This is a genomic window from Levilactobacillus wangkuiensis (genome assembly GCF_016861605.1).
Taxonomy (GTDB): domain Bacteria; phylum Bacillota; class Bacilli; order Lactobacillales; family Lactobacillaceae; genus Levilactobacillus; species Levilactobacillus wangkuiensis.
In genome coordinates this window covers 114,845-137,203 of record NZ_BOLM01000001.1, presented here as the reverse complement: position 1 = coordinate 137,203, position 22,359 = coordinate 114,845, and the positions used below count along the sequence as shown (strand labels likewise).

Sequence of the window (22,359 nt, the reverse complement as noted above, 5' to 3'; positions counted from 1 at the left end):
GCCAGTTTTTCCTAAGTTTTCAAAGAAACATCCGTTAGAAAATTCAAATTGCTGGGGTTCTTGGTCTGCCTCCGCTGCGGTGAATAGGGACTGCTCCCCTGTGGGGACCGCCTGCGGCCTGAGAAGCGGTCCTCCGGCTCGCCTTTGAGCCGAAGCCCACGTCTCAAAGGTCGTCCCGTGCTGTAAAGCTGGGAAAATCACCCAGCTAACACCACCGACACAGGGTTCTATCCCCGTCCCCCTTTCGCTCTGGCTGTCCCCACCGACCGTTCACCTCCGCTCCGGCAGCCCAAGAACGGACTGATTTGAATTTTACGGTTGTTTCTTTCACCTAGGTCGCTGGCATTATATCTACCACCGTCACGTCTACCACTTGGAGTTAGCTAATCACTCTTAATTAAAAGTTACGTTGCCTAGGACATCCCCACAATTTGACTGCAAGTTACCAATAGTCAAATCATCGCCAGCTCCCCATTGAACCGGCCTCGCCACTACATCAGTTGCCAGTGACCGCCGTCTCCGCCGCAGGGATGGTGAAAATATGTTCAGCCGTGGGACTTGTCGTGAGAACGGAACGTTCTGATGACAAGTGGTGTTTTTGAGACGCGACCTTCGGCTCAGAAGCAAGGTCAGAGACCGCCCTTTGGCTCTGGCCGTCCTGCCCACCGCGTGTACTTACTAACTAGACCATTCACCCCCCTCTAACGCCTGACGATTTACTTTTCACGGCAGTCTCAGCTATCTTGAAGCAGCCCGCCATTTCGATAGGAGCTGGTTACCACCGACGTGAGCCGTGAGGGCGGAGAAAATGGGTCCAGCTGTGGGATTTTCTGAGTGGCTTGCTCAGAAAATGGCGACTTTGAGACGCGGGTTTCGGCTCAAAGCGAGTCTAGAGACCGCTCTTTGGCTCTAGACGTCCTCCCCTCAGCGTTCCGATCCCATTTTCTCCGCCCGGTAAGGCGGCCCATCAACGACCCGTGTAACCAAAAAGCTCCTCATTGAACCAGCGGGGCCGGTTCAATGAGGAGCTGAAAAATTAGATTAACTGTAACTCGCGGTCCTTGTTGTAGGCAGCGTCAATGATGGCACTCCCTAGGCACTCGTCACCGTTGTAGAACACAACGGCCTGACCAGGCGTGATGGCCCGGGCTGGGTCGTCAAATTCAACCGTGACCTGCTGGCCGTCCTCACTCAAGTGAACGGTCACGCCGGTATCCTTTTGCCGGTAACGGAACTTCGCCGTGCAGTGGAAGTCACTGCCGCGGTCAATCGTATTGACCCAGTGAATGTCCGAAGCAGACAGGTGCGTCGCGTACAGATGAGAGTTGTGGTAACCCTTGCCCACGTACAAAATGTTCTTGGTCAAGTCCTTACCGATTACGAACCAAGGCTCGTTATCCTCACCGTCACCACCGATACCTAAGCCGCGACGCTGACCGATCGTGTAGTACATCAATCCGGCGTGGTCACCCTTGACCTCACCGTCGACCGTCATCATCTTGCCGGGCTTAGCTGGCAGATACGTGTTCAAGAAGTCCTTGAAGTGACCTTTTTCACCGATAAAGCAGATTCCCATGGAGTCCTTCTTATCAGCGGTGGCCAAACCAGCTTCCTTCGCAATTTCACGGACCTGGGGCTTAACCAGGTCACCGATTGGGAACATCACGCGGTCCAGCTGCTCCGTTGAGAGCTGACTCAAGAAGTAAGTCTGGTCCTTGTTCTGATCCACGGCGCGCATTAAGTGTGCGTCGCCGTTCTCGTCACGCGTCAACTGGGCATAATGACCCGTGGCGATGTAGTCGGCACCTAATTCCAATGCGTAGTCCAAGAAAGCCTTGAACTTGATTTCCTTGTTGCAGATCACATCGGGGTTCGGCGTCCGACCCTTTTTGTACTCGTCCAAGAAGTACGTGAACACGCGGTCCCAGTATTCCTTTTCAAAGTTGACGGAGTAGTAAGGAATGCCAATTTGTGAGGCAACCTTTGCTACATCTTTATAGTCTTCAGTGGCGGTACAAACCCCGTTCTCGTCCGTATCGTCCCAATTCTTCATGAAGACGCCGATCACGTCGTAGCCCTGCTGCTTTAAGCGCAAAGCGACAACGGAGGAATCGACCCCGCCACTCATACCAACGACAACCCGTGTATGGCTGTTGTCCTGCATGATATCACCATCATTTCTCTCAGATTCTGGAGAATCTACGATTTGAAGGTCGCATAAATCCAGTATTGCCTAGTTTACCCATTTTCAAGCGGTTTTGCAAGCCTGGCGTTTCCTTTCATCTAACTGCCCCGTTTCCAGCGGTATGACTGGTCAAACTGCCCTAGACGTGTATAATGATAAAATGATGAGAAAATAATTAGAATCCATTATTGTTAGGAAGCGACATCTATGCCCTCACCCATTATTTCCGTCGACCACGCGAATTTTAGCTACGTGACCTTCACCAAGCAAGCCGGCTTCAGCGGGGCCTGGCACGACCTCTTTCATCGCCAAAAAAGCACCGTCGCGGCCGTTCAAGACATTTCACTACACGTCAACCAGGGCGAGGTTCTCGGCCTCCTGGGCGCCAACGGGGCGGGTAAAACGACCCTGATCAAACTGATGACGGGCATCCTGCCGGTTAATACCGGTGACGTCCGCCTGTTCACCGACCAGATTCCCTTTCGCAAGCGGCCCGCCTTCCTTCAGTGCATCGGCGTCATGCTGAGCCAGAAGAGTCAGCTGGCCTGGGACCTGCCGCCGCTAGACACCCTGGTGCTCCTGCGGGAGATCTACCACATCCCCCACGACGCCTTCACCACCTGGCTGGCGTTTCTCACCAAGGAACTGGCCGTGACACCGCAACTCCACGTGCCCGTCCGGAAGCTCTCGCTGGGCCAACGCATCAAGTTTGAACTCATCTGCGCACTGATCCATAAGCCCGAGATTCTCTTCCTGGATGAACCCACGATTGGCATCGACGTCAGCAGTCAGGCCAATATTTACCGGTTCCTCAAGCAGCTGAATCACGACACCCAGATGACCATCATCCTGACCAGCCACAATACCAAGGATATCGAGGCGCTGGCCCAACGCGTTGCGGTCATCAACCACGGTCACAAGATCTTCGACGGCACAACGACCGGCCTGATCAGTCGTTACGCCACCGTGCCCCTCCTGGAAATCGTGACCGACGCGCCACTGGACCCGTTGCCCGACCACGTGCGCCAAGTGGATGCGACCCATTATGAGATTGATGCGACAACGCTAACCGCATTGCCGATCGACCCACGCCGCATTTTAAGCGTCAACCGGCACAACGGCAGCCTAGACGCCATCCTCACCCAATTGTTTTCCGAGGAGGCGCCGACCCAATGAAATATTGGTTGACTTGTCAAAACGCCCTGATGGCCACGCTGGCCTACCGGGGCAACCTGGTTTTAAACTTACTGACGACCGCCGTCAACGTCATGGTCACCATTTTCATGTGGCTGGCCGTCTACAACTTTAGCGGCCGGAGCGACATTGCTGGCATCCAGCCCAATCAGATGGTCATCTACCTGATTGTGGTCAACGTTTTAGCCCTTATTTTTTCCGCGGAACCCATTTTCAAATTCAGCGGCCTGGTCCGCAGTGGCAACCTCTCCGTCGTGCTCATGCGTCCGATCAATTATTTTATTCAAAGTTTCTGGGATTACCTAGGACGAGGCCTGCCATTTCTGGTCATTTACGGCCTGGCGACCGGTTTTATCAGTCCCGTCTTTCGCCGCGGCCTGCTGTACGGGCTGGGTAGTCTGCTCCTGATGATGCTGACCTACGGCATGTTTTTCCTGATGATCACCGCCATCAGCCTGTGTAGCTTCTGGTTGGTGCAGGTCTGGCCGTTGCGGCCCGTGCTGAGCGCACTCTTCCTCCTGTTAGGGGGGCAGGCCTTTCCGCTTCAGGTACTGCCACCAGCATTCGCCTGGCTGATTTATAATCCCTTTTCTCTAGCTGGTAACCAACTGACGCTACTACTCCTGGGCAAACTGTCGCTCAACCAGATTTTGCTGGCGGGCGGTTGGGCGCTGGGTTGGGCCGTCGTCGCCTTAGGAATCCTGAAAATCGTTTGGCCCCGGGGTATCCGTTCTTATGAGGGGGTGGGGAGCTAATGTTGAAAATTTATCGCGTGCTGGTCACGCAAAGCTTAGCGGAGACCATGACCTACCGGGTGACGACCGTGCTGACCGCCCTGTTCGGTGTCCTGTTTTACGCCATTGACCTGATCACCGGGGGCGTGTACTTCTCGTTTACCCCCACCATTTACGGCTGGAATTTTCTCGACTACCTCAACCTCATCACCACGGCCAATCTCATCAGCTACGCCTACCAATTCTTATTCGTCGCGGGGCACGAGGACCTGGTCGACCAAATTTTGGACGGCAACCTGGACTACTCTTTGTTGCGGCCGGTCAACTCGTACTGGTTTCACGCGAGTTACCGGGTGGACTTCCCCTCGCTGGTCACGTTATTGCTGACCGGCGTCATCGAGGGCGTGATTCTAAGCAAATTGCACCCGACACCGCTGAATCTCCTGCTTTATGTGGTCGCAGTGATTGTCGGCATCGGCTTTGTCTTTGCCCTCAACCAGATTATGGTCACGCTGGCCTTTTGGGTCGACGGCCTGTCCGCACTCAACGGCCTGCCAGAAGACCTGATGGACGCGTCCGCGCGCCCGGCTAAAATTTATCCGCGGGTGATCCAACAGCTCTTCCTGTGGGTCATCCCCTCACTGGCCATCACCAACGTCCCGGCCCAGTTCGGCCACAATCAGCCCACCTGGCTTTTGCTGTGGACGGCTCTGGTCACCGGTGTGCTGCTGGTCATTTCTTACATTGAATGGCAACGGGGTCTGCTGAAGTACGTTTCGGCTAATTAAACTTCAAAAAATGCTGCGCCTCTTCTCGGGGAGCAGCATTTCAAGGTAATTATGATAGTTTGCTAACCCATCTCTGCTAAAATAGTTGCGGCAACTGGCCATTTCGCTAGAATCCGGCATAATGGCGGTATCAAACGAACCCAGTACCGTCTACCGGGCTCACTGGAGGAATCATCATGCACGTTGTCCAACAAAATTCCAAGTTGCAGGAAGGCCTGTTTGGCGTCACATTGCTGTTACTGATTCTGGCCGCCCTGACGTCCCAACCCATCGTCCTCGCCGTCATTAGTTTTCTCGCCCTGGTCACGCTGACGGGTCACTTCGATTTCTTCACCACGACCAAGGACCACCGCTTCCTAAACGAGGCCGACCTTTCCCTGCAGATTCTCCTACTCCTGATTGCGGTCCTCAAATTTATTCTATTGTCACGCGCAACGATTGTTTAGTCGTCGATGACAGTAGTTTCGCGCACAACACTAATAGGCTAGCCCTGGGTCTACCCACCCAACGGCTAGCCTGTTTTTTTACGTTTCACTGACCAGCGACTGCATCGTCGCAGCCGTGACCGGTTCTGGGTCGAACGGCTGCAGCCCTTGCACCGCCACCAGATTTTCCAACTGGGCAATAAAGGGCTCGATTCGCGCGTCCGCAGCAATTTCCCCGAAGCGGCCAAAGTCGTACTGCCACCAGCGTAGGTCCAGCAGCCGGTCAATCGTCGGAAAGTCAAAGCGGTACTTAATGATTCGGGCTGGCCATCCCGCCACGACCGCGTACGGCGGCACGTCATGCGTCACCAGACTCCCAGCGGCGACCACCGCGCCATCGCTGACCACCACACCGTGATTGCCAAACACCACGTCTTCGCCAATCAGAACATCATTGCCGATGACGATGGGCTGGACCGCCGCAGCTGGATTGGCGACGGGGCGATACGTCTGCCCACTCGTTTGTAAATAATCCTGATAGGCCGCCAGTTTCCCATCGAAGCTGACACTCGAGGTGGTGAACCGGTCCAGGGGATGGTTATGGCCCAGCTGACGGACCCGGTTGCCAATCGAGGTGTAGCGGCCAACCACCGTGTTCACCGGCAGTTGGCTCCAGGCATAGCTGAACGCGCCCATCGTGTAAAAGGCCGTGCCGCGCCCAAACGTGGTATAGGGTTCGATGCTGGCGGTCGTCCCCCAGCGGATCTGGTCGGTCCCGACCTTGAACCGGGGAGCCGCCGAATTAAAGCGGGTATAGATGTGATGCGCCTGCAAATAATCATCGACGGCCGGCTGAACGGGGACCGTGATGGCCCGCGGCCTTTCGGTCAACTGCACATCTCGTTGAAAGAAGATATTGTGTCTGATCACCGTTGTCATTTAAGCTTCCTCCCGTTCCGTCGCTGCCTGAACGTCCGCCAATGTCAGTGGGGCCGGCGCGTAAGGCACCAGCGTCCCCGCCGCCTCCGCTGCCCGAATTTTTTCAATAAACTGGCCAATGTCCTCCTGAACCTCGATGTCACCGAATTGGCCAAAGTCATACTGCCACCATTTTAACGCCATCAACTCGTGAATCGTGGCGAAGTCAAAGCGGAACTTAATTACCCTGGCCGGCCAGCCACCAACGACCGCGTACGGTGGGACATCCTTGGTCACCAACGACCCCGCGGCCACCACTGCGCCGTCGTTGACCACGATACCCTTGTTGCCAAACACACAGCCCTTGCCGATCCACACGTCGTTGCCAATCACCACCGGCTTAATCTGATACATGCCATCCTGGCCGATACTATCAAATTTAGACTCAGGATGATCCGCCAAGTAGTCGTTGAATGGCTGATGGTAGTGGTCAAACGTCAGGCTCGAGGTCGTAAAGTGGTGTAGCGCGTGGTCCACGTTCATCACGCTCGACCCGGCCGCAATCGAGGAGTAGCGCCCGACCACCGTGTTGACCGGGAGCACGCTCCAGGAATAACTGAACGCCCCCATCGAATGAAAGGCCGCACCCCGACCAAACGCCGTGTAAGGTTCGATGACGGCCTGATTGCCAAAGAAAATCTTGTCCTGATCAATTTTAAAGCGACTGTCCCGCGAGTGAATCTCGCTATAGACCCGGTGTTCCCGGAATAACGCATTCACCGGTTTAGAGTACACGAGCCGTAGCCGATTACGGTTCGTGGGATAGGTCAAGTCTCGTTGGAAAAAGGTGACGCCCGCAATTTCATTCACAATCCATTCCCCCAAATATATACATTCACGGATAGTCAACTGGGATGGCTAGTATGTTGTTTCCGTTCCCGGCGGCGAGCTCAAGATGCCCTGCTGTGGGGTCGGTTCCAGCCTGAGAATCAGGCTTCCACCTCGACTTTGAGCCACAAGGCGGTCTCAAAGGTCGTCCCGTGCTCTAAGCTGAGAACAAATCGCTCAGCTAAGACCACCGACACAGCTGGTCACCTTGGCTCGCCTCTGGTCACTAACATAGTCGCTCTCAGTTGACTATTTCCGTGAATAATACTGTTCTGTCCATAACCTTGTTGTCCCTTAACTATCTGATTGAAGAGTTGTTTGAAACCCTCAAATTTTCGACTGTCTGTCCGACTGCCATTTCTGCCATCATAACGAACTTCATTCTTTCAATCAACAGTTTATCATGTATGCTTATTATCGAACAAAATTGAGGCGTTTGAGTTGACCGATAAGTGGCGTCACAATCAACTCACTATCCCTCACTTACTACTCGAAGAACTTAAGTCACCCCAGCCAACCACACTTACAAGCAACTCTACGTTCAACTCACTAACAATCAACTGCCAGTGTGAGTGACCAGAGACGAATCAAGGTGGCCTGCTGTGTCGATGGTCTTGGCTGAGGTTTCCTCACTCAGCCTAGAGCATGGGACGACCTTGGAAACTCGTGGGCTTTGCGAGGTTTCAAGGCGAGACGTAGGACCGCTTCCCAGGCCGAAGTTGTGCCCCACAGCAGGGCATCTTGAATTTGCCGCCGGGAACGGCAGACTCCCACCAACTTAATTTTTTGCGAAAAAAAAGCCTGGAAAAACATTCCAGACTTTGGGCTTAAATATTTAACAATTGGTGATACGCCTAATCCAGACCTTTCACAGCCTTTTTTAAAACATGGATTAGATTTTCACTCGCATCTAACGCCTCATCATCATGAATAGAGGTATCTGAGTCGTTTACTTTCTTTTCAACGCGCTTACTCAGCTTTGCTAACTTCGCGTTCGTCTTTTTATCGAAGCGGCCCTTGAAAACGCTGTAAGCTTCCAGGATTGCTCGTGATTCTTTAGGCTTCGTTGCATACATGTAACCAATCGCGTCAGGGAGCCCAAGGCCCGGATACCAGACTGCCGACTTGTAAGCATTGACTGGCTTCATAATCTTAAATAGTCGGTTTTCATCGTCCCGCCGATCATAGGTCGTCATCCCTTTCGTTGGCTTTACCTTAGGCAGCCACCGCACAGCCGATTGCACCCCACGCATATCCGAACGACGTTGCGCTAAATTCTTAGTCTTACTGAGATAGCCTCTCCCAATCCAGCCCTTAACACTGCCTTGTTTATTTTTGACGTAGTAATACGTGACCTTCTTCCCCGTCGCCCTTTTGAGTCTGGCCGACTTCGTTGCATATAGTGCGGTTTTCACCTTTTTAAACGACTTGGCTGACTTAGTCGTGAGCTTCGAACTCGTATAGAGCGTCCCGCCATTAGGATAATAAGTCGTTTTATGTATTTTCTTTGAGCTGATGACTTTAGCAGCCGTCGTCTTTGCCATCGCCGTGGATGAATCCACGGTCAAAAATGTCAAGTTTATGCCGGCAACTAACGCACCTGCTACCGCGACCTTAATTAATTTGTTCATCTTGATCTGCTTCCTTTATCTCAATTTTTTATGATGCCATCTGGATCCCGCAACTTGACCGAAAACACTCAGTAGTCCTCCCGAGTATTCAGCCCCATGTAAAAACAGTCGACAACCATTAAGTACCCAATAGTTGTCGCGATTTGGTACTCATGCCTATCACGCCTACGCTTGGTGTTGGTTGATTAGATTTGACCAAAAATAGCCCAACAAATAAACCTAGTCGGCCGCAACTCGCCCTCTCCCAAAATATATCTTGTATTAATACTTCACACGCTTAATACTATCAATCTTTAAAATAAATATCAAGATAGTCATGAACAGCGTACACGTAATATCGATACCTGTTTTACTACCCTAAACGGCGGGTGAACATGCCTAACCATCCAATTTCTGGTGAGAAACGAAAAGCCGCTCGAAAATACAAGCGGCTGACACAATTAGACTTAGCTGAGAGCCTTGACATCAGTAACGGCAAAAAAAGCCTGGAAACACATTCCAGACTTTTCGCTATTCAATTTACGTGGTCGAAACGGCCACCACCAGGCAGCTGGCGTCCCACTCTTTTTACTTCTTCTGTAAAATTTCCCGGTCAATCAGGTTTTGCAGAATAAAATGGTACTGTTCCACATTACCCTCGGCATGGGCGCCCTTGAAAATGTTGACCCGGGCGTTACCGGAAGCGTTGGTCGTAGACATCTTGAACCCGCTGAGGTCCTTGGCCACAACAACCTTTAACATTTGATTCTTGTTGTAAGGGGACGTTGGGTCAACCGACCGTTCCAGCGTGTAGTTACCGGCGTTGGAGACTTGGAAACCCACGTCCTTCAGCGCATAAGCCTTAATATTGGGGTGCAATTCGTAAGTATCCGTGTCACCCGTGATCTTCATTTCTTTTTCAAATAACATGTTACTTCACCTCGTTCTTTGAAAGTCGCTTCACGATGGCACTGACGTTCTTGATAAATGCGTCAATGTCGTCGCTCGTCGTTTGTGAACCAAAGGATAACCGAATCGACTCCGCAATGCGGGGACTGTCGGCGCCAAACATGGCCGTCAACACGTGTGACGGTTCGATTGACCCGGCCGTGCAGGCAGATCCCCCGGAAACGGCGATGCCCGCCAAATCCAGGTTCGTTTGCATCACGTAGGTTGAGATTCCCTTGATCCAGATGTTTAAGACGTGCTCCAGGTTCTCGCCTTCCAGTGAGCCATTGATGGCAAAGTCCACGCCATTCTTGGTCAGACCGTCAACGACCTGTTGCTTGAAGCCGTGGAACCGGGCCCGTTTTTCAGCCTTCACTTCCGGCGTCAACAGCTTAGCGGCCACGGCCATCCCAGCGATGGCGGGCACATTTTCCGTCCCGGCACGCCGCTTCTCTTCCTGGTCGCCACCCTTAATCAAGCTGGGGAAGTTCACGCCTTCGCGTTTGTACAGGAAACCGATCATCTTGGGCCCATTGATCTTGTGGGCGGACGTCGAGAGCATATCGATGTGGTCGCGTTGCACGTCGATGTCGAGTGACCCGTAGGCCTGCACGGCATCGGTGTGGAACCATGCCTGATGATCCTTTAAAATCTCACCAATTTCGTGAATTGGCATCCGGCTGCCGACCTCGTTGTTCCCCATCATGATGGTCACCAGAATCGTGTCATCACGCAGGGCTGCCCTGAAGTCATCCAGGCTGATGCGTCCGTGTTCGTCGACTGGCAAATAGGTCACGTCAAAGCCTTGTTCCTCCAACGCATGTAAGGGCCGGAGCACGGCCTCGTGTTCAATCTCGGTGGTAATGATGTGCTTACCCAAGGATTGACGCGTCAATGCGGTTTGGGTAATGGCGGTGTTGTCACTTTCACTCCCCCCACTGGTGAAGATGATTTCTTCATCGTGAGCCGCGTTGATGCTCTTGGCAATCACTTGGCGACTGTTTTCCATGACCGTGTGTGCTTGCCGACCCAAACCATACAGGGTTGAGGCGTTGCCGTACACGTTAGCCATCTTGTCGATCATTTCATTTAAAACCTCTGGCGCCATCGGTGTGGTGGCGGCGTTGTCCAGGTAGATTTCCCGGACGGCATTACTGTTATCAATGTGAATCTCTTGCACCCTAAAAACCTCCTGAAGAGCCGAGTTAGTTCTGTGCTGCTAACAAGGCTAATAGCATTTGTGCAGAGCGGTGCCCCGCGTCAATAATAAAGTCGTCAAAGTTTACGCCGGAATCGTTGTCGGCGTTGTCGGACATGGCCCGAACCACCACGTATGGCACGTCAAATTGATGCGCCACTTGACCAACAGCGGCTCCTTCCATTTCACCAGATAAAGCATCTGGGAAGTGACCCATGATGTCCTTAATGGTTTCAGGACTGTTCAAGAATTGGTCACCGGAAACAATCAGGCCTAACTTGGTCTTCAAACCGGTATCCGCAGCGGCCGCCACGATCTTTTCGCCCCATTCTTTGGACGCTTCAAACCGCGCTGGCTGTTGAGGTAATTGCCCGTATTCGTAGCCAAAGGCCCGGGCATCGGCATCATGGTAAGCCGTTTCGGTGGAAACGACGACGTCACCGATGTTCAGGTCGGGCGCCAAGGCCCCAGCTGAACCCGAGTTGATGACAATATCAACGTCAAATTGGGTGATCAGCAGCGCCGTCGTCAAACCAGCTTCAACTTTACCAATCCCGGAACGAACTAGGACAACGGATTGTCCGTGAATCGTGCCTTGGTAAAATTCCAAGCCGTGAATGCTCGTGGTTTGAGCGTTTTCCAGGGCTTCGTGCAGTTCTTTAATTTCTTCTTCCATGGCGCAGAGAATACCAAATGTCATATTGTGTGTCCACTCCTATTCGTTTTGTCTTACATTGCTTTACGGGTTAAGCTGCGGTAGCTGGCGCCTTACCGGGCAGTGAAAATGGGCCGGAACGCTGGGGGCAGGACGTCCAGAGCCAAAAAGCGGTCTCTGGACTCGCTTTGAACCACAAAAAACGTGTTTCAAAGTCGCCATTTTCCAAGTAAAACCCTTGGAAAATCCCCCGGCTGAGCCCATTTTCACTGCCCTCACGGCTCACACCGGTTTAACCCGACATCAGTGATTGCGAGTCACTGCTATTCATTAACTTTTAAAAGGTGAGATGGTATATTCCATATAAATACACAACCTCATTCAAGTTAACCTAACTTCGATCACACTTTATCTCACACAACCAAATCAAACAACCACCAAAGTCCGGTGGCTTTAGCCTTGACCGTAGCCGTAAGGCAGCTAGGTACGCAGACCTGTGTCGGTGGCGTTGGCCGGGGTTCTTTCCCGGCCTACACCACGGGATGAGCTTTGAAACTCACGTCTTTTGTGAGGTTCAAAGTCAAGCCGGCAGACCGCTTTTCAGGCTGCCGGCGGTCCCCACAGGCGGAGTACCTAGCTGACGTCGGCGGCTACCGCCAGGATAAAGCTTAGTCGAGGAAGAAGAGGATGAGGTAAACCGCAATAATCAAAAGCACCAGCCAGAAGATCGCCCAATTGAGCCGTCGTCCTAGCCGTTGCTGTTTGCTGTCCACGGGATTGACCCGCTGTTCAGTAGGCGCGTCGTCACTGGGCGTTTCGCCACCGTGTGTGCGCGCGTATTCCTTTTCGACCTGTACCCGTTTGCGGTCGCGTTCCTGAAATTCCTGCTCGGCACGCTCCTGCTCCCGTCGGTAATCGGCGCGGGTCTTGGGACTATCTTGTTCATCGTCTGAACGCATTGCTGTCACCTACTTCTGTAATAACCAGTAATAGATGGCCGTAATTGTCTTCGCGTCGCTGATCTCGCCGCTGTCAATCATGGCCTGAGCTTCTTCCTTGGTCACCGTCAACAGCTCCAAGTTTTCCCCTTGGTCCCGGGGTAACTCGGTCGTAACGGGTTTCAAATCAGTCGCCAAAAAGAGCGTCATGTATTCATCAGAAAAACCGACGCTAGAATAAAATCCGGTAATCCGTTTTAACTGGCCCGGTTGATAACGAATTTCTTCGTTGAGCTCGCGCATCACCGCGTGTTCCACGTTGTCGGCATCCCGGCTGTCTAATTTACCAGCTGGAATTTCCAACGTGGCCGCTGCGATGGGCGCGCGCCATTGCCGTTCCAAAATCATTTTATGGTCATCCGTCAGCGCTAAGATACCCACGGCACCCGCGTGACGCACAATTTCTCTCGAAGCCGTATCCCCATTTGGTAGGCGGACCCGCTGACGTTCCAGCTTCACGATCACACCGTCGTACAGTTCCTCGGTCGATTCAACGTGCTCTTCTAAGTCCATGCCTAAGCCTCCTCAGTAGTACCCGTGACAACGGGCGTTACCTTTGCCGCTTGGAGGCCACGCATGCCTTGAACAATCACAAATTGCACGGTTTGACCAGCTTCTAACTTTTTGAACCCTTCCCCGACGATGGCCGTGTAGTACACGAAGATGTCGCCGTCTGCGGGCGTGGTGATGAAGCCAAAACCGCGTTGTTCATTGTAACTCTTTACTTTTCCAGTTAACATCGTGTTCCCTCCCATACATAGTGCAAATTATACTCGCTTGAACGGTCGACCGCAAACAATGGTTCTTAGGCGGCACGGTCCGGCGCTCGGTTCGCCAAATTTCAGCCCAAAAAAGTCCCATCACCGACGACATGCCAGTGATGGGACTCTTAGAATTAGCGGTTAAGCTTATTTTTCTTCAAAACCTTCAGTTGCCGTTTCAGGGTAGTTGGCCCGAACGATAGCGGCACAACGGGCACAGAAGTGTGGATAGTCAGTATCGCTACCAACGTCTTCCTTGGTCAACCGACAACGGTCACAGACCTCACCGGCAGCGGCGGAAACCTTAACGGCCATGTTGCCAAAACTCAAGGCGTCAGCTGGGGCTTGATCCAACTTCGCAACGTCTAAACCGGAAACCAAGAGGATTTGTTGGACGTTCACGTTCAGCTTGTCCAAGAGGGCCTGGGTCGCGTCATCCACGTACAAGTCCAGGTGGGCTTCAGCGGCCTTCCCAATTAGCTTGGCGTCACGCGCTTCTTCCAAAGCCTTCAGAACGTGACTCCGCAGGTCCATGAAGTGGTCCCAAGCGGATTTGTGTTCGTCGTCTTCGACTTCCACGGCGTCATCCATGTCCATCACAGCGGGCATTTCAGCCAATTGCACGAAGTCTTCTGGTTCTTTCAGGAAGCCCCAGATTTCTTCGGCCGTGTGTGGCAGGATTGGCGTGATTAACTTGGTCAAGGTCACGGCAATTTGGTAGAAGACGGTCTGCATCGAACGACGCGCAGCACTGTCTTCGGCCTCGATGTACAGGACATCCTTGGCAAAGTCGAGGTAGAACGCAGACAGGTCGCTGACAACAAAGTTGATGAGTTCCTTGTAGATGTTCAGGAAGTCAAAGTTGTCGTAGTGGGCCTTGACGCTCTTGGTGAATTCATTCAGTTGATACAGCATGTGCCGGTCAACGGCAGTCAGCTGATCAAAGGCGACCGCATCCTTTTCGGGATCAAAGTCGCTGGTGTTGGCCAACAGGTAACGCATCGTGTTCCGCAACTTCTTGTAACTGTCGGAAATCTTCACGAAGGATTCCGTTGAGACCCGCACGTCGGCTGAGGTATCCACGGAGGTTACCCAGAGACGCACGATGTCAGCACCCATCTTCTGGATGATTTCACTAGGTGCAATCGTGTTCCCGATGGACTTAGACATCTTGTGTCCGTCCTTGTCCAACGTGAACCCTTGCGAAACGACCTGCTTGTAAGGGGCCTTGCCGGTAGCGGCAACACTGGTGATCAAACTAGAGTTGAACCAGCCACGGTATTGGTCGGAACCTTCCAGGTAAAGGTCAGCTGGGAAGTCCAGGTAGTCGCGTTCGGCCAGCACACCCTGGTGAGACGAACCGGAGTCAAACCAAACATCCATGATGTCGGTTTCCTTCGTGAATTCGCCATTTGGTGAGTGTTCGCTGGTAAAGCCTTCAGGCAAGAGATCCTTGGCTTCACGCTTGAACCAGATGTTGGACCCATACTTGCCAAATAAGTCAGCCACGTGGTCGACCGTTTCTGGCGTGATGATAGCTTCGCCGTCTTCACCGTAGAAGATTGGCAGTGGCACACCCCAGACCCGTTGACGGGAGATAACCCAGTCGCCACGGTCCTTGATCATGTTTTCCAAACGACGCTTGCCCCAATCTGGTTGGAACTTAACGTCTTGCAAGGAAGCCAAGATCTCGTCACGGATCTTATCGACGGACGCGAACCATTGTGGCGTTGCCCGGAAGATAACGGGCTTCTTGGTCCGCCAATCAAATGGGTAACTGTGTTCGTATGGCATGTACTTCAGTAAGGCGTTGTTGGCCTTCAACTTATCCAAGGCAATCTTGTTGGCATCTTCGTAGAACACGCCATCAAAATCTTCGCCGGCTTCGGCGGTCATGTACCCTTGGTCGTTAACGGGAACTAACACGGGCAGGTTGTAGAGCTTACCAACGTTAAAGTCGTCTTCCCCTAAACCTGGCGCGGTATGAACCAGACCAGTCCCGGAGTCAGTCGTCACGAAGTCGCCTAACATCACGACCAGCTTGCGGTCAGCGATGAATGGGTGTTGGGCAATAATGTTGTCCATGTCTTGTCCCATGACGGTCTTCAAGACTTTGACGTCTTCCCAACCGAAACGTTCGGCATTTTCAGCTACCAAGTCGCTAGCCAAAACGAATTTCCGGTCTTCCCCAGCGGGTTGGACAACGGCGTATTCGATACCGGCATCGATGGTGATCCCTTCAGAACCAGGAATCGTCCAAGGCGTCGTGGTCCAGACGACCAGGTAAGTGTCATCGTCCAAGACACCCTTGCCGTCAACGACCTTTTCGTCGTAAAAAGCGGATGGTGAGGTTACATCGTGGTATTCCACTTCGGCTTCAGCCATAGCAGATTCGGATGACCATGACCAGTAAACGGGCTTCTTACCCTTGTAGATCAACCCACGCTTGGCAAATTCACCAAAGACGCGGACTTCAGCGGCCTCGAATTCTGGCTTCAAGGTCAGGTAAGGATTGTCCCATTCGGCAGAAACACCCAGCCGTTTGAACCCATCGCGTTGTAAGTCAACTTGCTTCAACGCGTAGTCGCGACAGAGGTCACGGAACTCAGCGGTCGACATCTTCTTGCGATCGTAACCAGCCTTCGTCAATTGTTGTTCGATTGGCAGACCATGCGTATCCCAGCCGGGAACGTAAGGGGCACGGAACCCATTCATGGACTTGTAACGCACCATGATATCCTTAGAAATCTTGTTCATCGCATGACCCATGTGAATCGGGCCGTTCGCGTATGGGGGCCCATCATGTAAAATAAATGATGGCTTCCCTTCGTTTAACTTTTGACGGGCTTCGTAAATCTTGTTGTCTGCCCAGGCTTTTTGCCGGTCAACTTCTTTGACTGGTAAATTACCGCGCATCTTAAACTTGGTCTTACCCAAGTTCAGCGTGTCTTTCACTCGCATACCGTATTTCCTCCTTAAAATTTGTTCCTCGGTTGGTGAACCGGTGAGCTCAAGTCATTTCCCGACCTCAGCTCACCGGTCAACCCGACCGTTAATTCTCTTTGCATTAAAACCTTCGACTGGTCTTTGCCTTCCGCCTGCCGGGGCGTGAAAATGGACCGGAACGCTGGTGGTAGGACACTTGAAGCCAAAGTGCGGTCTTCAAGCTCGCTTTGAACCTCTAAGAACCGAGTTTCAAAGTCGCCATTTCCTGAGGTTTCCTCAGGAAATCCACCGGCTGAGTCCATTTTCACACCCCTCTCGGCTAAGACGAGTTGTGACTGTAAACCCAGAATTACCGGTCAAATTGACCAGTGAGACTGACCTCACTACAGGCAATAGTGAGATGGCCACTAAAACAAATTAACACTGGCACACCAACCTAAGCGACCAGAGGTGACTCAAGATGCCCAGCTGTGTCGATGGTGTTAACGACTGTTCTTTAGTCGTTTACAGCATGGGACGACTTTGGAGACACGTGCTTTTCGTGGCTTCAAAGCGAGCCGGAAGCCCGCCCTTTGGCTGCAGGCGGTCCCCATAGCAGGGTATCTTGAAGTCACCGCCGGGAGCGACAGTCAAACCCGTACAAAAGCAAGTGTTTGTTTGCCTTTCGGTGGCCGTTGTGAGCGACCAGAGGTGGTTTTGCGGACCACGCTGTGTCGATGGTCTTACTCGGGGTCTCTCACCCGAGTTAGACCATGGGACGACCTGGGAAACTCGCGTATTTTGCGAGGTTTCCAGGCGAGCTGGAAGACCGCTTCTCAGGCTGGAAGCGGGCCCCACAGCGTGGGGAGCAAAGGACCACCGCCGGGAGCGGACCCCAACGACCAACCGAAAAGAGCAAACAAAAAACGACTTGCCGCTAGGGACGAAGTCGTTTTCGTGGTACCACCCAAATTTAGCAAGCCGCGCAGCCAAAACGGCAAACGCAACCCACCCTCAAACGACGTAACGTGTCGTACACGCCACCGCTTACTAAAAGTTCAGCCGTGGAGCTTTGGGAATGATACCGGACAAAAAGAGCGGGCGTTAGCCTTCCACCATCGCTAACTCGCTAGTACCTTCTTTTTGAACAGTTCTTTTCTCAGTGCTTAATTATTATCTTTGTCAAACTGTGGTTGGTCGTTGTCTGGGAAAATCACAACGGTTTCGCCATTGTCGTCCCCACTATCGGTCACAGGGGCTTCCGTTACCGGCGTCTCTTCAACCGGTTGGGATGCTTCTGAGTGTACGCCCTGAGGCCCTTCGTTGTCAAGCCGGTCACCAACGACCTTCTTGATTTCTTCGTAGCTGGACATGGACCCTTCCTTTAACAGGCTGTCCCAGTCGTTAGACTTGACCACTTCCAACTGGCTTTCCAGCATGACTTGTAGCCGTTGCCGGAAGACCCGCGTGCTCTTCTTCAAGTCGTCGGTTTCGACGGCCAGCTTCTTGGCGCGCTTGGAAGCTTCATTCATGATCTGGTTACCCTTGTTCGTGGCTTCAGAAACGATGTCGGAGCTTTGCTTCTGGGCTTCGCGAATGATAATCTCAGATTCCTTTTGGGAGTTGGCCTTGACCTTATCGGCGGCCTCTTGCGCAACCAAGATGGATTGGTTCAGGGAATCCTTCAAGTCGTTAAAGTACTTGAGTTTCTCGTTCGCCGCATCCAGTTGTTCCTCTAATTCTTTGTTGTGGTTCAACGTGATTTGGTAATCCTTGATGACTTGATCCAAGAAATCATTGACCTCATCAACGTTGTAACCGCGCATCTTTGTGCCAAACTCTTTATTGTGAATATCTAATGGACTTAATACCATTGCACTGTTCCCTCCGCATCTATTTCTGCAGCACCGCTAGGGTGACCCGAATTTTTTCCTTCTTCGTTCGACCAACGACTTCATCCAGCCGAATCCGGCCAAAGCCGCGCACGGACACGATGTCCGCCACGTCTAGTTCGAAATCTGGTTTCAAGGTCTCGGCCCAGTTCAACCGGACCTTGCCCCCTTCGATTAGTTCCTTGGCACGGTGCCGGGACAAATGAAAGCCCGTTCCCACGATGTTATCTAACCGCAGTGACGACAGCGTCGCCCCCTCGGTCTCCCACTCATTCATGGGAACCAGTAAGTTGTTCCAAGATTCTTCTTGCAGCCGTGCCTTGACCCGGCCGATGTGATCGACCTGGCCTAACAGGTAATCTGCCATGCTGCTTTCCGTGATTACCTGCCAGTTCAGGCCATCGGTGAGAATATCCCCGAGGATTTCACGCTCAATGCCTGAGCCCAGCAACGTGCCTAGAATCTGACTGTGATGAAGCGTGGCAAATTTTACGGGATAGTCGACACGCAGGACCGTCAGTTCAAAGTCCTTCGGTTCTGGTTCGTAGTAATCCGGGTAAAACAGTGCCCGCTGCATTTCAGCGTGTTCGTGGCCCCCATTGAACCGGACGTGCATGTCTGCTCGCCGGGCCAACGTGGACGCGATGTACACTTGCCGGGGGTTCAAGAAGTGCGTGAGAACGGGGCGATATTCGTCTTGGACTTGTTGAATCCAGCCGCCAATTGCGTCAATCAGCGGGGCTTCGTCCGGCCGAAAATGCTGTAGCACATTCTCATCCAACTTCTTCGCCTCCTATTTTCATGTGAATAATAATCTAAGAATCATCGACTCTAATCCTGACAGTCCATATTGGACCAATGTGAGGACGATGATGGCCACCACTGGCCCGAACCCGAGTGGTCCCACCGCTACAAAATCAAAGTAGTGGAGGAACGGTTCCACGAGTCGGCCAATGATTTGACCAAATTTTGACTGATAGCCACCAGGGAGCCAACTGAGCAAGGCATACACCACAATCAACAGGATGTACGCGCTAACGGCCCAGTTCAAGACTTTAAATAGCAAAAGGACAAATTGTATCACGGCGTTGCTCCTTTATTGTGTGACTTGAGTCCCGAGGTTGGCGGCAACATCGCCGCTGACCTCGAAGTTGTGGGGGGTGCACAGAAAAATCTGTTCACCGATCCGTTTGATTTCGCCACCCACGGCAAACGCGGTTCCATTTAAGAAATCCACGATGCGTTGGGCTTGGGATTCATCCACCCGAGCAAAATTAACGATGACCGCATCCCCACTAGTAATCTGTTTTGCAATCGACTTTGCATCGGAATAGATTCGCGGTTCGCAGATTGCAATATGACTAGTATTTGCAGATCGCATGGCAACCACCTTTCGACTATCAGAGGGTCGACTGGGGGTTGGCGTTGGCTTCGACTGGGCTACTGGAGCCGTTGCTTGGTCGTCCTCGTAGTCTTCGTCATATTCATCGTTCATGCCAAAAAATTTGCTGAGACTAAACTTCTCCGCCATGGTGCGCCACTCCTCTCAACACGAATTCTATCTGATTGACGTTACTTCCGCCGCCGCTTGAAGAATGGTGGCGTGTCTTCGCCCTTGTTGTCATCTGCTGCCGAGGTATCATTTTCACTCGGGTTAAAGATGTTGAAATCAGGCTTGTCAACGCCAGCAAATTCACTGTTGGAACTGCTAGTGTTGTTGCTGCTCTTAGGTTCTGGCCGGTGCGCGGGTTCGCGGATGTCCCAGTTGCCAAATGGATCCTTTTCAGTCTCCTGGCTAGGGGCATCGTTACGAGAATCCGTGTTCCGGGGTTGTTGGGTTTCGGCACGACGGGCAACGCGGCTGTGTTGAGCAGCTTCGCGTTCTTCCTTCTTCTTGTCGATTCCAGTTGCAATAACCGTGACCCGAACTTCATCACCGAGGTCTTCGTCAATGGACGTCCCGAAGATGATGTTGACGTCGCTAGTAGCGGCATCGGACACGATTTGAGAAGCCGCTTGGGCTTCAAACAAGGACAGGTCTGGGCCACCGGTGATGTTCAACAGAACTTGTTCGGCCCCATCGATAGACACTTCCAGCAGTGGTGAAGAGATCGCCTTCTTGGTCGCGTCTTCCGTGCGGTTTTCACCGTTAGCGGAACCGATACCCATTAAGGCTGCCCCTTGGTCCTTCATGACCGTCTTCACATCAGCAAAGTCCAAGTTGACATAGCCAGGGCTCGTGATCAAGTCAGAGATGCCTTGAACCCCTTGACGTAAGACGTTGTCGGCTTCTTGGAAGGCTTCCATCATTGGTGTCTTCTTGTCAACGATTTCTAACAAGCGGTTGTTGGCAATGACGATCAACGTGTCCACGTTCTCCTTCATTGCGGCAACCCCTTCAGCGGCGAAACGACCCCGCCGTGGGCCTTCAAAACTGAATGGCCGGGTAACAACCCCAACCGTCAGCGCACCGCCCTCTTTGGCGATTTTAGCCACGATAGGCGCAGCACCGTTACCGGTACCCCCGCCCATTCCGGCAGTGACGAAGACCATGTCGGCCCCTTGTAAGGCTTCGGTGATCTGTTCTTCGCTTTCTTCGGCAGCTTTGGCCCCAACTTCTGGGTTAGCCCCGGCACCAAGACCCTTGGTGAGTTTCGGCCCGAGTTGAATTTTCGTTTCGGCCTTTGAGGCTTCGAGGGCCTGCACATCCGTGTTGGCCACGATAAATTCGACACCCTTAACGTCTTCGGCAATCATCCGGTTAACGGCGTTGTTACCACCACCGCCGACACCAATCACCTTAATGATGGCCCCATTATTTTGTGCTGAATCTAGTGAGTATTCCATTTGTGTATTCCTCCATCTCGCGTTAGTCGAAGAAGTCGCTGAAGAACTTTCGAATGCCTTCAGAGCGATTTTTCTTCTTTTTCGGTTTCGCTTGCTTACCCTGAGTTGATTGTGGCGCAGCAGATTGCTGTTGTTGGGTCTCAGCATCCTGTTCACGTTGACGAATCTCGTCGGTTTCATCGGCTAGTTGGGTGGAGCCCGTCAAAGCACTCTTGATGAGCAGATCAATCTCACTCAGCCCCCCAAAGTATTTCACAAGAGCCAGCGCCAACGTAAAGGAAGGATGACGCAGTCCCATTTGATCTGGCACGTAAACCCGAACGTTAGTGTTAAATTCGTCCGTCGCCAGATCCGTAATGCCTGGCAAGGCCGCAACCCCACCGGTTAACACGATGCCACCGGGTAATTCAAGGGCTTGCACCTTATCCAAATTACCGCGGAGGCGCTTGAAGATCTGGTCCAAACGGGCCTCAATGATCTCCGCTAAGTATTTTTCTGAAATTGGCGTGGGTTGGCTTTGGCCGACCACGTCAACGGGAAATTCGTCTTCATCGCTGGCCTGCGTCGAATCCGCGTAACCGTAGTCGCGCTTCAGCTTCTCCGCACTATCCAGGGAGGTGTTCAGGACCACGGAAATATCCTTGGTGATGAATTGGCCACCCTCTTGGTCCACGTCGATATACTTCAATTGGTGATCATGAATGACCGCAGCAGTGGCTTGGCCACCCCCCAAATCGATCAAGATGGTCCCAAAGTCTTGTTCGCCGTCGTTCATGACCATCATGCCTTGAGCCATCGGATTGATGACCGTTCCCCGCAGGTTCAAGCCGGCTTGTTCAACGGCTTTACGGGTATTGTGCATAATGGTCTTGGGGCCGGTAAAGATGGTCCCATGAAGTTCGAGGCGCACCCCGACCATCCCACGGGGATCCTTGATACCATCAAACCCGTCGACGACAAATTCATCGGCTAAAATGTCGACGACTTCTCGTTCTGGCGGTAGGCTCTGAATCAGCGCAGCGGCGGAGACACTCCGGACGTCACGACCCGTAATTTCACGTGACTGATCGTCAATGGCGATCATGCCACTACATGGTTCAATTTTTAATAAGTTTGCGGGAATCCCCACAATCACATCATGAATCTCGATGCTGGCCTTCTCTTCGGCTTGTCGAACGGCGCGCTGAATGGCTTCAGCTGCTTTGTCAATATCCACGATGACCCCGCGGCTGACCCCATTCGAACGTTCGTTTCCCACACCAATAACGTTCATTTGCCCTTTAACATTCTCAGCAACAATGACTTTTATTGAGGTGGTTCCTATATCGAGACCAACGTACATCCCTGAATTATCCATAGAAAAAGGAACCTCCTAAGTTAATTATCGATCAAC

Annotated in this window: 21 protein-coding genes; 4 read left to right on the top strand and 17 right to left on the bottom strand. The window is 52.5% G+C overall.

Features of this window, described 5'->3' with window-relative positions; genetic code table 11:
• Positions 1–1,036 precede the first annotated feature (1,036 nt).
• Complete coding sequence (gene mnmA, locus JUF13_RS00525) at positions 1,037–2,164, bottom strand: tRNA 2-thiouridine(34) synthase MnmA (protein ID WP_125763044.1); 1,128 nt, start codon at positions 2,162–2,164, stop codon at positions 1,037–1,039.
• Between the two features lie 228 nt (positions 2,165–2,392).
• Here mnmA and JUF13_RS00520 point away from each other — a divergent pair, with 228 nt between their 5' ends.
• From JUF13_RS00520 to JUF13_RS00505, 4 genes are all read left to right on the top strand, one after another.
• Complete coding sequence (locus tag JUF13_RS00520; protein WP_203637275.1) at positions 2,393–3,361, top strand: ABC transporter ATP-binding protein; 969 nt, start codon at positions 2,393–2,395, stop codon at positions 3,359–3,361.
• On the top strand, positions 3,358–4,134 hold the full coding sequence (locus JUF13_RS00515) for an ABC-2 family transporter protein (RefSeq protein WP_203637274.1): 777 nt from the start codon (positions 3,358–3,360) through the stop codon (positions 4,132–4,134). The genes JUF13_RS00520 and JUF13_RS00515 overlap by 4 nt, the downstream gene beginning before the upstream one ends.
• Complete coding sequence (locus JUF13_RS00510; protein ID WP_203637273.1) at positions 4,134–4,901, top strand: ABC transporter permease; 768 nt, start codon at positions 4,134–4,136, stop codon at positions 4,899–4,901. Before JUF13_RS00515 ends, JUF13_RS00510 begins: the two co-directional genes overlap by 1 nt.
• A gap of 176 nt (positions 4,902–5,077) precedes the next feature.
• Positions 5,078–5,347: a hypothetical protein gene (locus tag JUF13_RS00505; protein WP_203637272.1), complete on the top strand. Its 270-nt coding sequence runs from the start codon at positions 5,078–5,080 to the stop codon at positions 5,345–5,347.
• A 78-nt stretch (positions 5,348–5,425) separates the two neighbouring features.
• Here the strand turns inward: JUF13_RS00505 and JUF13_RS00500 are convergent, their stop codons facing one another.
• From JUF13_RS00500 to ftsA, 16 genes are all read right to left on the bottom strand, one after another.
• Complete coding sequence (locus JUF13_RS00500; protein ID WP_203637271.1) at positions 5,426–6,265, bottom strand: CatB-related O-acetyltransferase; 840 nt, start codon at positions 6,263–6,265, stop codon at positions 5,426–5,428.
• On the bottom strand, positions 6,266–7,114 hold the full coding sequence (locus JUF13_RS00495; RefSeq protein WP_203637270.1) for a CatB-related O-acetyltransferase: 849 nt from the start codon (positions 7,112–7,114) through the stop codon (positions 6,266–6,268).
• An 872-nt stretch (positions 7,115–7,986) separates the two neighbouring features.
• Positions 7,987–8,763 carry a hypothetical protein gene (locus JUF13_RS00490; protein ID WP_203637269.1) on the bottom strand — a complete coding sequence of 259 codons (777 nt, stop codon included), beginning with the start codon at positions 8,761–8,763 and terminating at the stop codon, positions 7,987–7,989.
• A gap of 567 nt (positions 8,764–9,330) precedes the next feature.
• On the bottom strand, positions 9,331–9,672 hold the full coding sequence (locus JUF13_RS00485; protein ID WP_125763062.1) for a DUF1831 domain-containing protein: 342 nt from the start codon (positions 9,670–9,672) through the stop codon (positions 9,331–9,333).
• Position 9,673: 1 nt separating this feature from the next.
• On the bottom strand, positions 9,674–10,798 hold the full coding sequence (locus JUF13_RS00480; protein ID WP_236002654.1) for a cysteine desulfurase family protein: 1,125 nt from the start codon (positions 10,796–10,798) through the stop codon (positions 9,674–9,676).
• 97 nt (positions 10,799–10,895) lie between these two features.
• Positions 10,896–11,588, bottom strand: coding sequence for a 5'-methylthioadenosine/adenosylhomocysteine nucleosidase (locus JUF13_RS00475; RefSeq protein WP_203637267.1), 693 nt, complete (start codon positions 11,586–11,588; stop codon positions 10,896–10,898).
• Between the two features lie 623 nt (positions 11,589–12,211).
• The gene (locus JUF13_RS00470; protein WP_203637266.1) at positions 12,212–12,502 is read right to left on the bottom strand and encodes a hypothetical protein; all 291 of its coding nucleotides are present in this window, start codon (positions 12,500–12,502) and stop codon (positions 12,212–12,214) included.
• A 9-nt stretch (positions 12,503–12,511) separates the two neighbouring features.
• Entirely contained in the window at positions 12,512–13,054 is a 543-nt protein-coding gene (locus JUF13_RS00465) for an NUDIX hydrolase (protein ID WP_203637265.1), read from the bottom strand.
• 2 nt (positions 13,055–13,056) lie between these two features.
• Entirely contained in the window at positions 13,057–13,281 is a 225-nt protein-coding gene (locus tag JUF13_RS00460) for a cold-shock protein (protein ID WP_125763072.1), read from the bottom strand.
• A gap of 168 nt (positions 13,282–13,449) precedes the next feature.
• Positions 13,450–16,263, bottom strand: coding sequence for an isoleucine--tRNA ligase (gene ileS / locus JUF13_RS00455; protein ID WP_203637264.1), 2,814 nt, complete (start codon positions 16,261–16,263; stop codon positions 13,450–13,452).
• 1,130 nt (positions 16,264–17,393) lie between these two features.
• On the bottom strand, positions 17,394–18,101 hold the full coding sequence (locus tag JUF13_RS00450) for a DivIVA domain-containing protein (protein WP_203637263.1): 708 nt from the start codon (positions 18,099–18,101) through the stop codon (positions 17,394–17,396).
• A gap of 19 nt (positions 18,102–18,120) precedes the next feature.
• A complete protein-coding gene (locus JUF13_RS00445) occupies positions 18,121–18,900 on the bottom strand; it encodes a YlmH family RNA-binding protein (protein WP_203637262.1) in 780 nt (259 codons plus the stop codon).
• A gap of 18 nt (positions 18,901–18,918) precedes the next feature.
• Positions 18,919–19,203 carry a YggT family protein gene (locus JUF13_RS00440; protein ID WP_203637261.1) on the bottom strand — a complete coding sequence of 95 codons (285 nt, stop codon included), beginning with the start codon at positions 19,201–19,203 and terminating at the stop codon, positions 18,919–18,921.
• 12 nt (positions 19,204–19,215) lie between these two features.
• Positions 19,216–19,650 carry a cell division protein SepF gene (locus tag JUF13_RS00435; RefSeq protein ID WP_203637260.1) on the bottom strand — a complete coding sequence of 145 codons (435 nt, stop codon included), beginning with the start codon at positions 19,648–19,650 and terminating at the stop codon, positions 19,216–19,218.
• Positions 19,651–19,691: 41 nt separating this feature from the next.
• Positions 19,692–20,966, bottom strand: a complete 1,275-nt coding sequence (gene ftsZ, locus JUF13_RS00430) for a cell division protein FtsZ (RefSeq protein WP_203637259.1) — start codon at positions 20,964–20,966, stop codon at positions 19,692–19,694.
• Positions 20,967–20,988: 22 nt separating this feature from the next.
• Positions 20,989–22,323 carry a cell division protein FtsA gene (ftsA, locus tag JUF13_RS00425; RefSeq protein ID WP_203637258.1) on the bottom strand — a complete coding sequence of 445 codons (1,335 nt, stop codon included), beginning with the start codon at positions 22,321–22,323 and terminating at the stop codon, positions 20,989–20,991.
• Positions 22,324–22,359 lie beyond the last annotated feature (36 nt).

Coding starts and splice junctions, on each gene's coding strand:
- mnmA (WP_125763044.1), bottom strand. CDS start 2,164: ATGCAGGACAACAGCCATACACGGGTTGTCGTTGGTATGAGTGGCGGG.
- JUF13_RS00520 (WP_203637275.1), top strand. CDS start 2,393: ATGCCCTCACCCATTATTTCCGTCGACCACGCGAATTTTAGCTACGTG.
- JUF13_RS00515 (WP_203637274.1), top strand. CDS start 3,358: ATGAAATATTGGTTGACTTGTCAAAACGCCCTGATGGCCACGCTGGCC.
- JUF13_RS00510 (WP_203637273.1), top strand. CDS start 4,134: ATGTTGAAAATTTATCGCGTGCTGGTCACGCAAAGCTTAGCGGAGACC.
- JUF13_RS00505 (WP_203637272.1), top strand. CDS start 5,078: ATGCACGTTGTCCAACAAAATTCCAAGTTGCAGGAAGGCCTGTTTGGC.
- JUF13_RS00500 (WP_203637271.1), bottom strand. CDS start 6,265: ATGACAACGGTGATCAGACACAATATCTTCTTTCAACGAGATGTGCAG.
- JUF13_RS00490 (WP_203637269.1), bottom strand. CDS start 8,763: ATGAACAAATTAATTAAGGTCGCGGTAGCAGGTGCGTTAGTTGCCGGC.
- JUF13_RS00485 (WP_125763062.1), bottom strand. CDS start 9,672: ATGTTATTTGAAAAAGAAATGAAGATCACGGGTGACACGGATACTTAC.
- JUF13_RS00480 (WP_236002654.1), bottom strand. CDS start 10,798: ATGGCGCCAGAGGTTTTAAATGAAATGATCGACAAGATGGCTAACGTG.
- JUF13_RS00475 (WP_203637267.1), bottom strand. CDS start 11,588: ATGACATTTGGTATTCTCTGCGCCATGGAAGAAGAAATTAAAGAACTG.
- JUF13_RS00470 (WP_203637266.1), bottom strand. CDS start 12,502: ATGCGTTCAGACGATGAACAAGATAGTCCCAAGACCCGCGCCGATTAC.
- JUF13_RS00465 (WP_203637265.1), bottom strand. CDS start 13,054: ATGGACTTAGAAGAGCACGTTGAATCGACCGAGGAACTGTACGACGGT.
- JUF13_RS00460 (WP_125763072.1), bottom strand. CDS start 13,281: ATGTTAACTGGAAAAGTAAAGAGTTACAATGAACAACGCGGTTTTGGC.
- ileS (WP_203637264.1), bottom strand. CDS start 16,263: ATGCGAGTGAAAGACACGCTGAACTTGGGTAAGACCAAGTTTAAGATG.
- JUF13_RS00450 (WP_203637263.1), bottom strand. CDS start 18,101: ATGGTATTAAGTCCATTAGATATTCACAATAAAGAGTTTGGCACAAAG.
- JUF13_RS00435 (WP_203637260.1), bottom strand. CDS start 19,650: ATGGCGGAGAAGTTTAGTCTCAGCAAATTTTTTGGCATGAACGATGAA.
- ftsZ (WP_203637259.1), bottom strand. CDS start 20,966: ATGGAATACTCACTAGATTCAGCACAAAATAATGGGGCCATCATTAAG.
- ftsA (WP_203637258.1), bottom strand. CDS start 22,323: ATGGATAATTCAGGGATGTACGTTGGTCTCGATATAGGAACCACCTCA.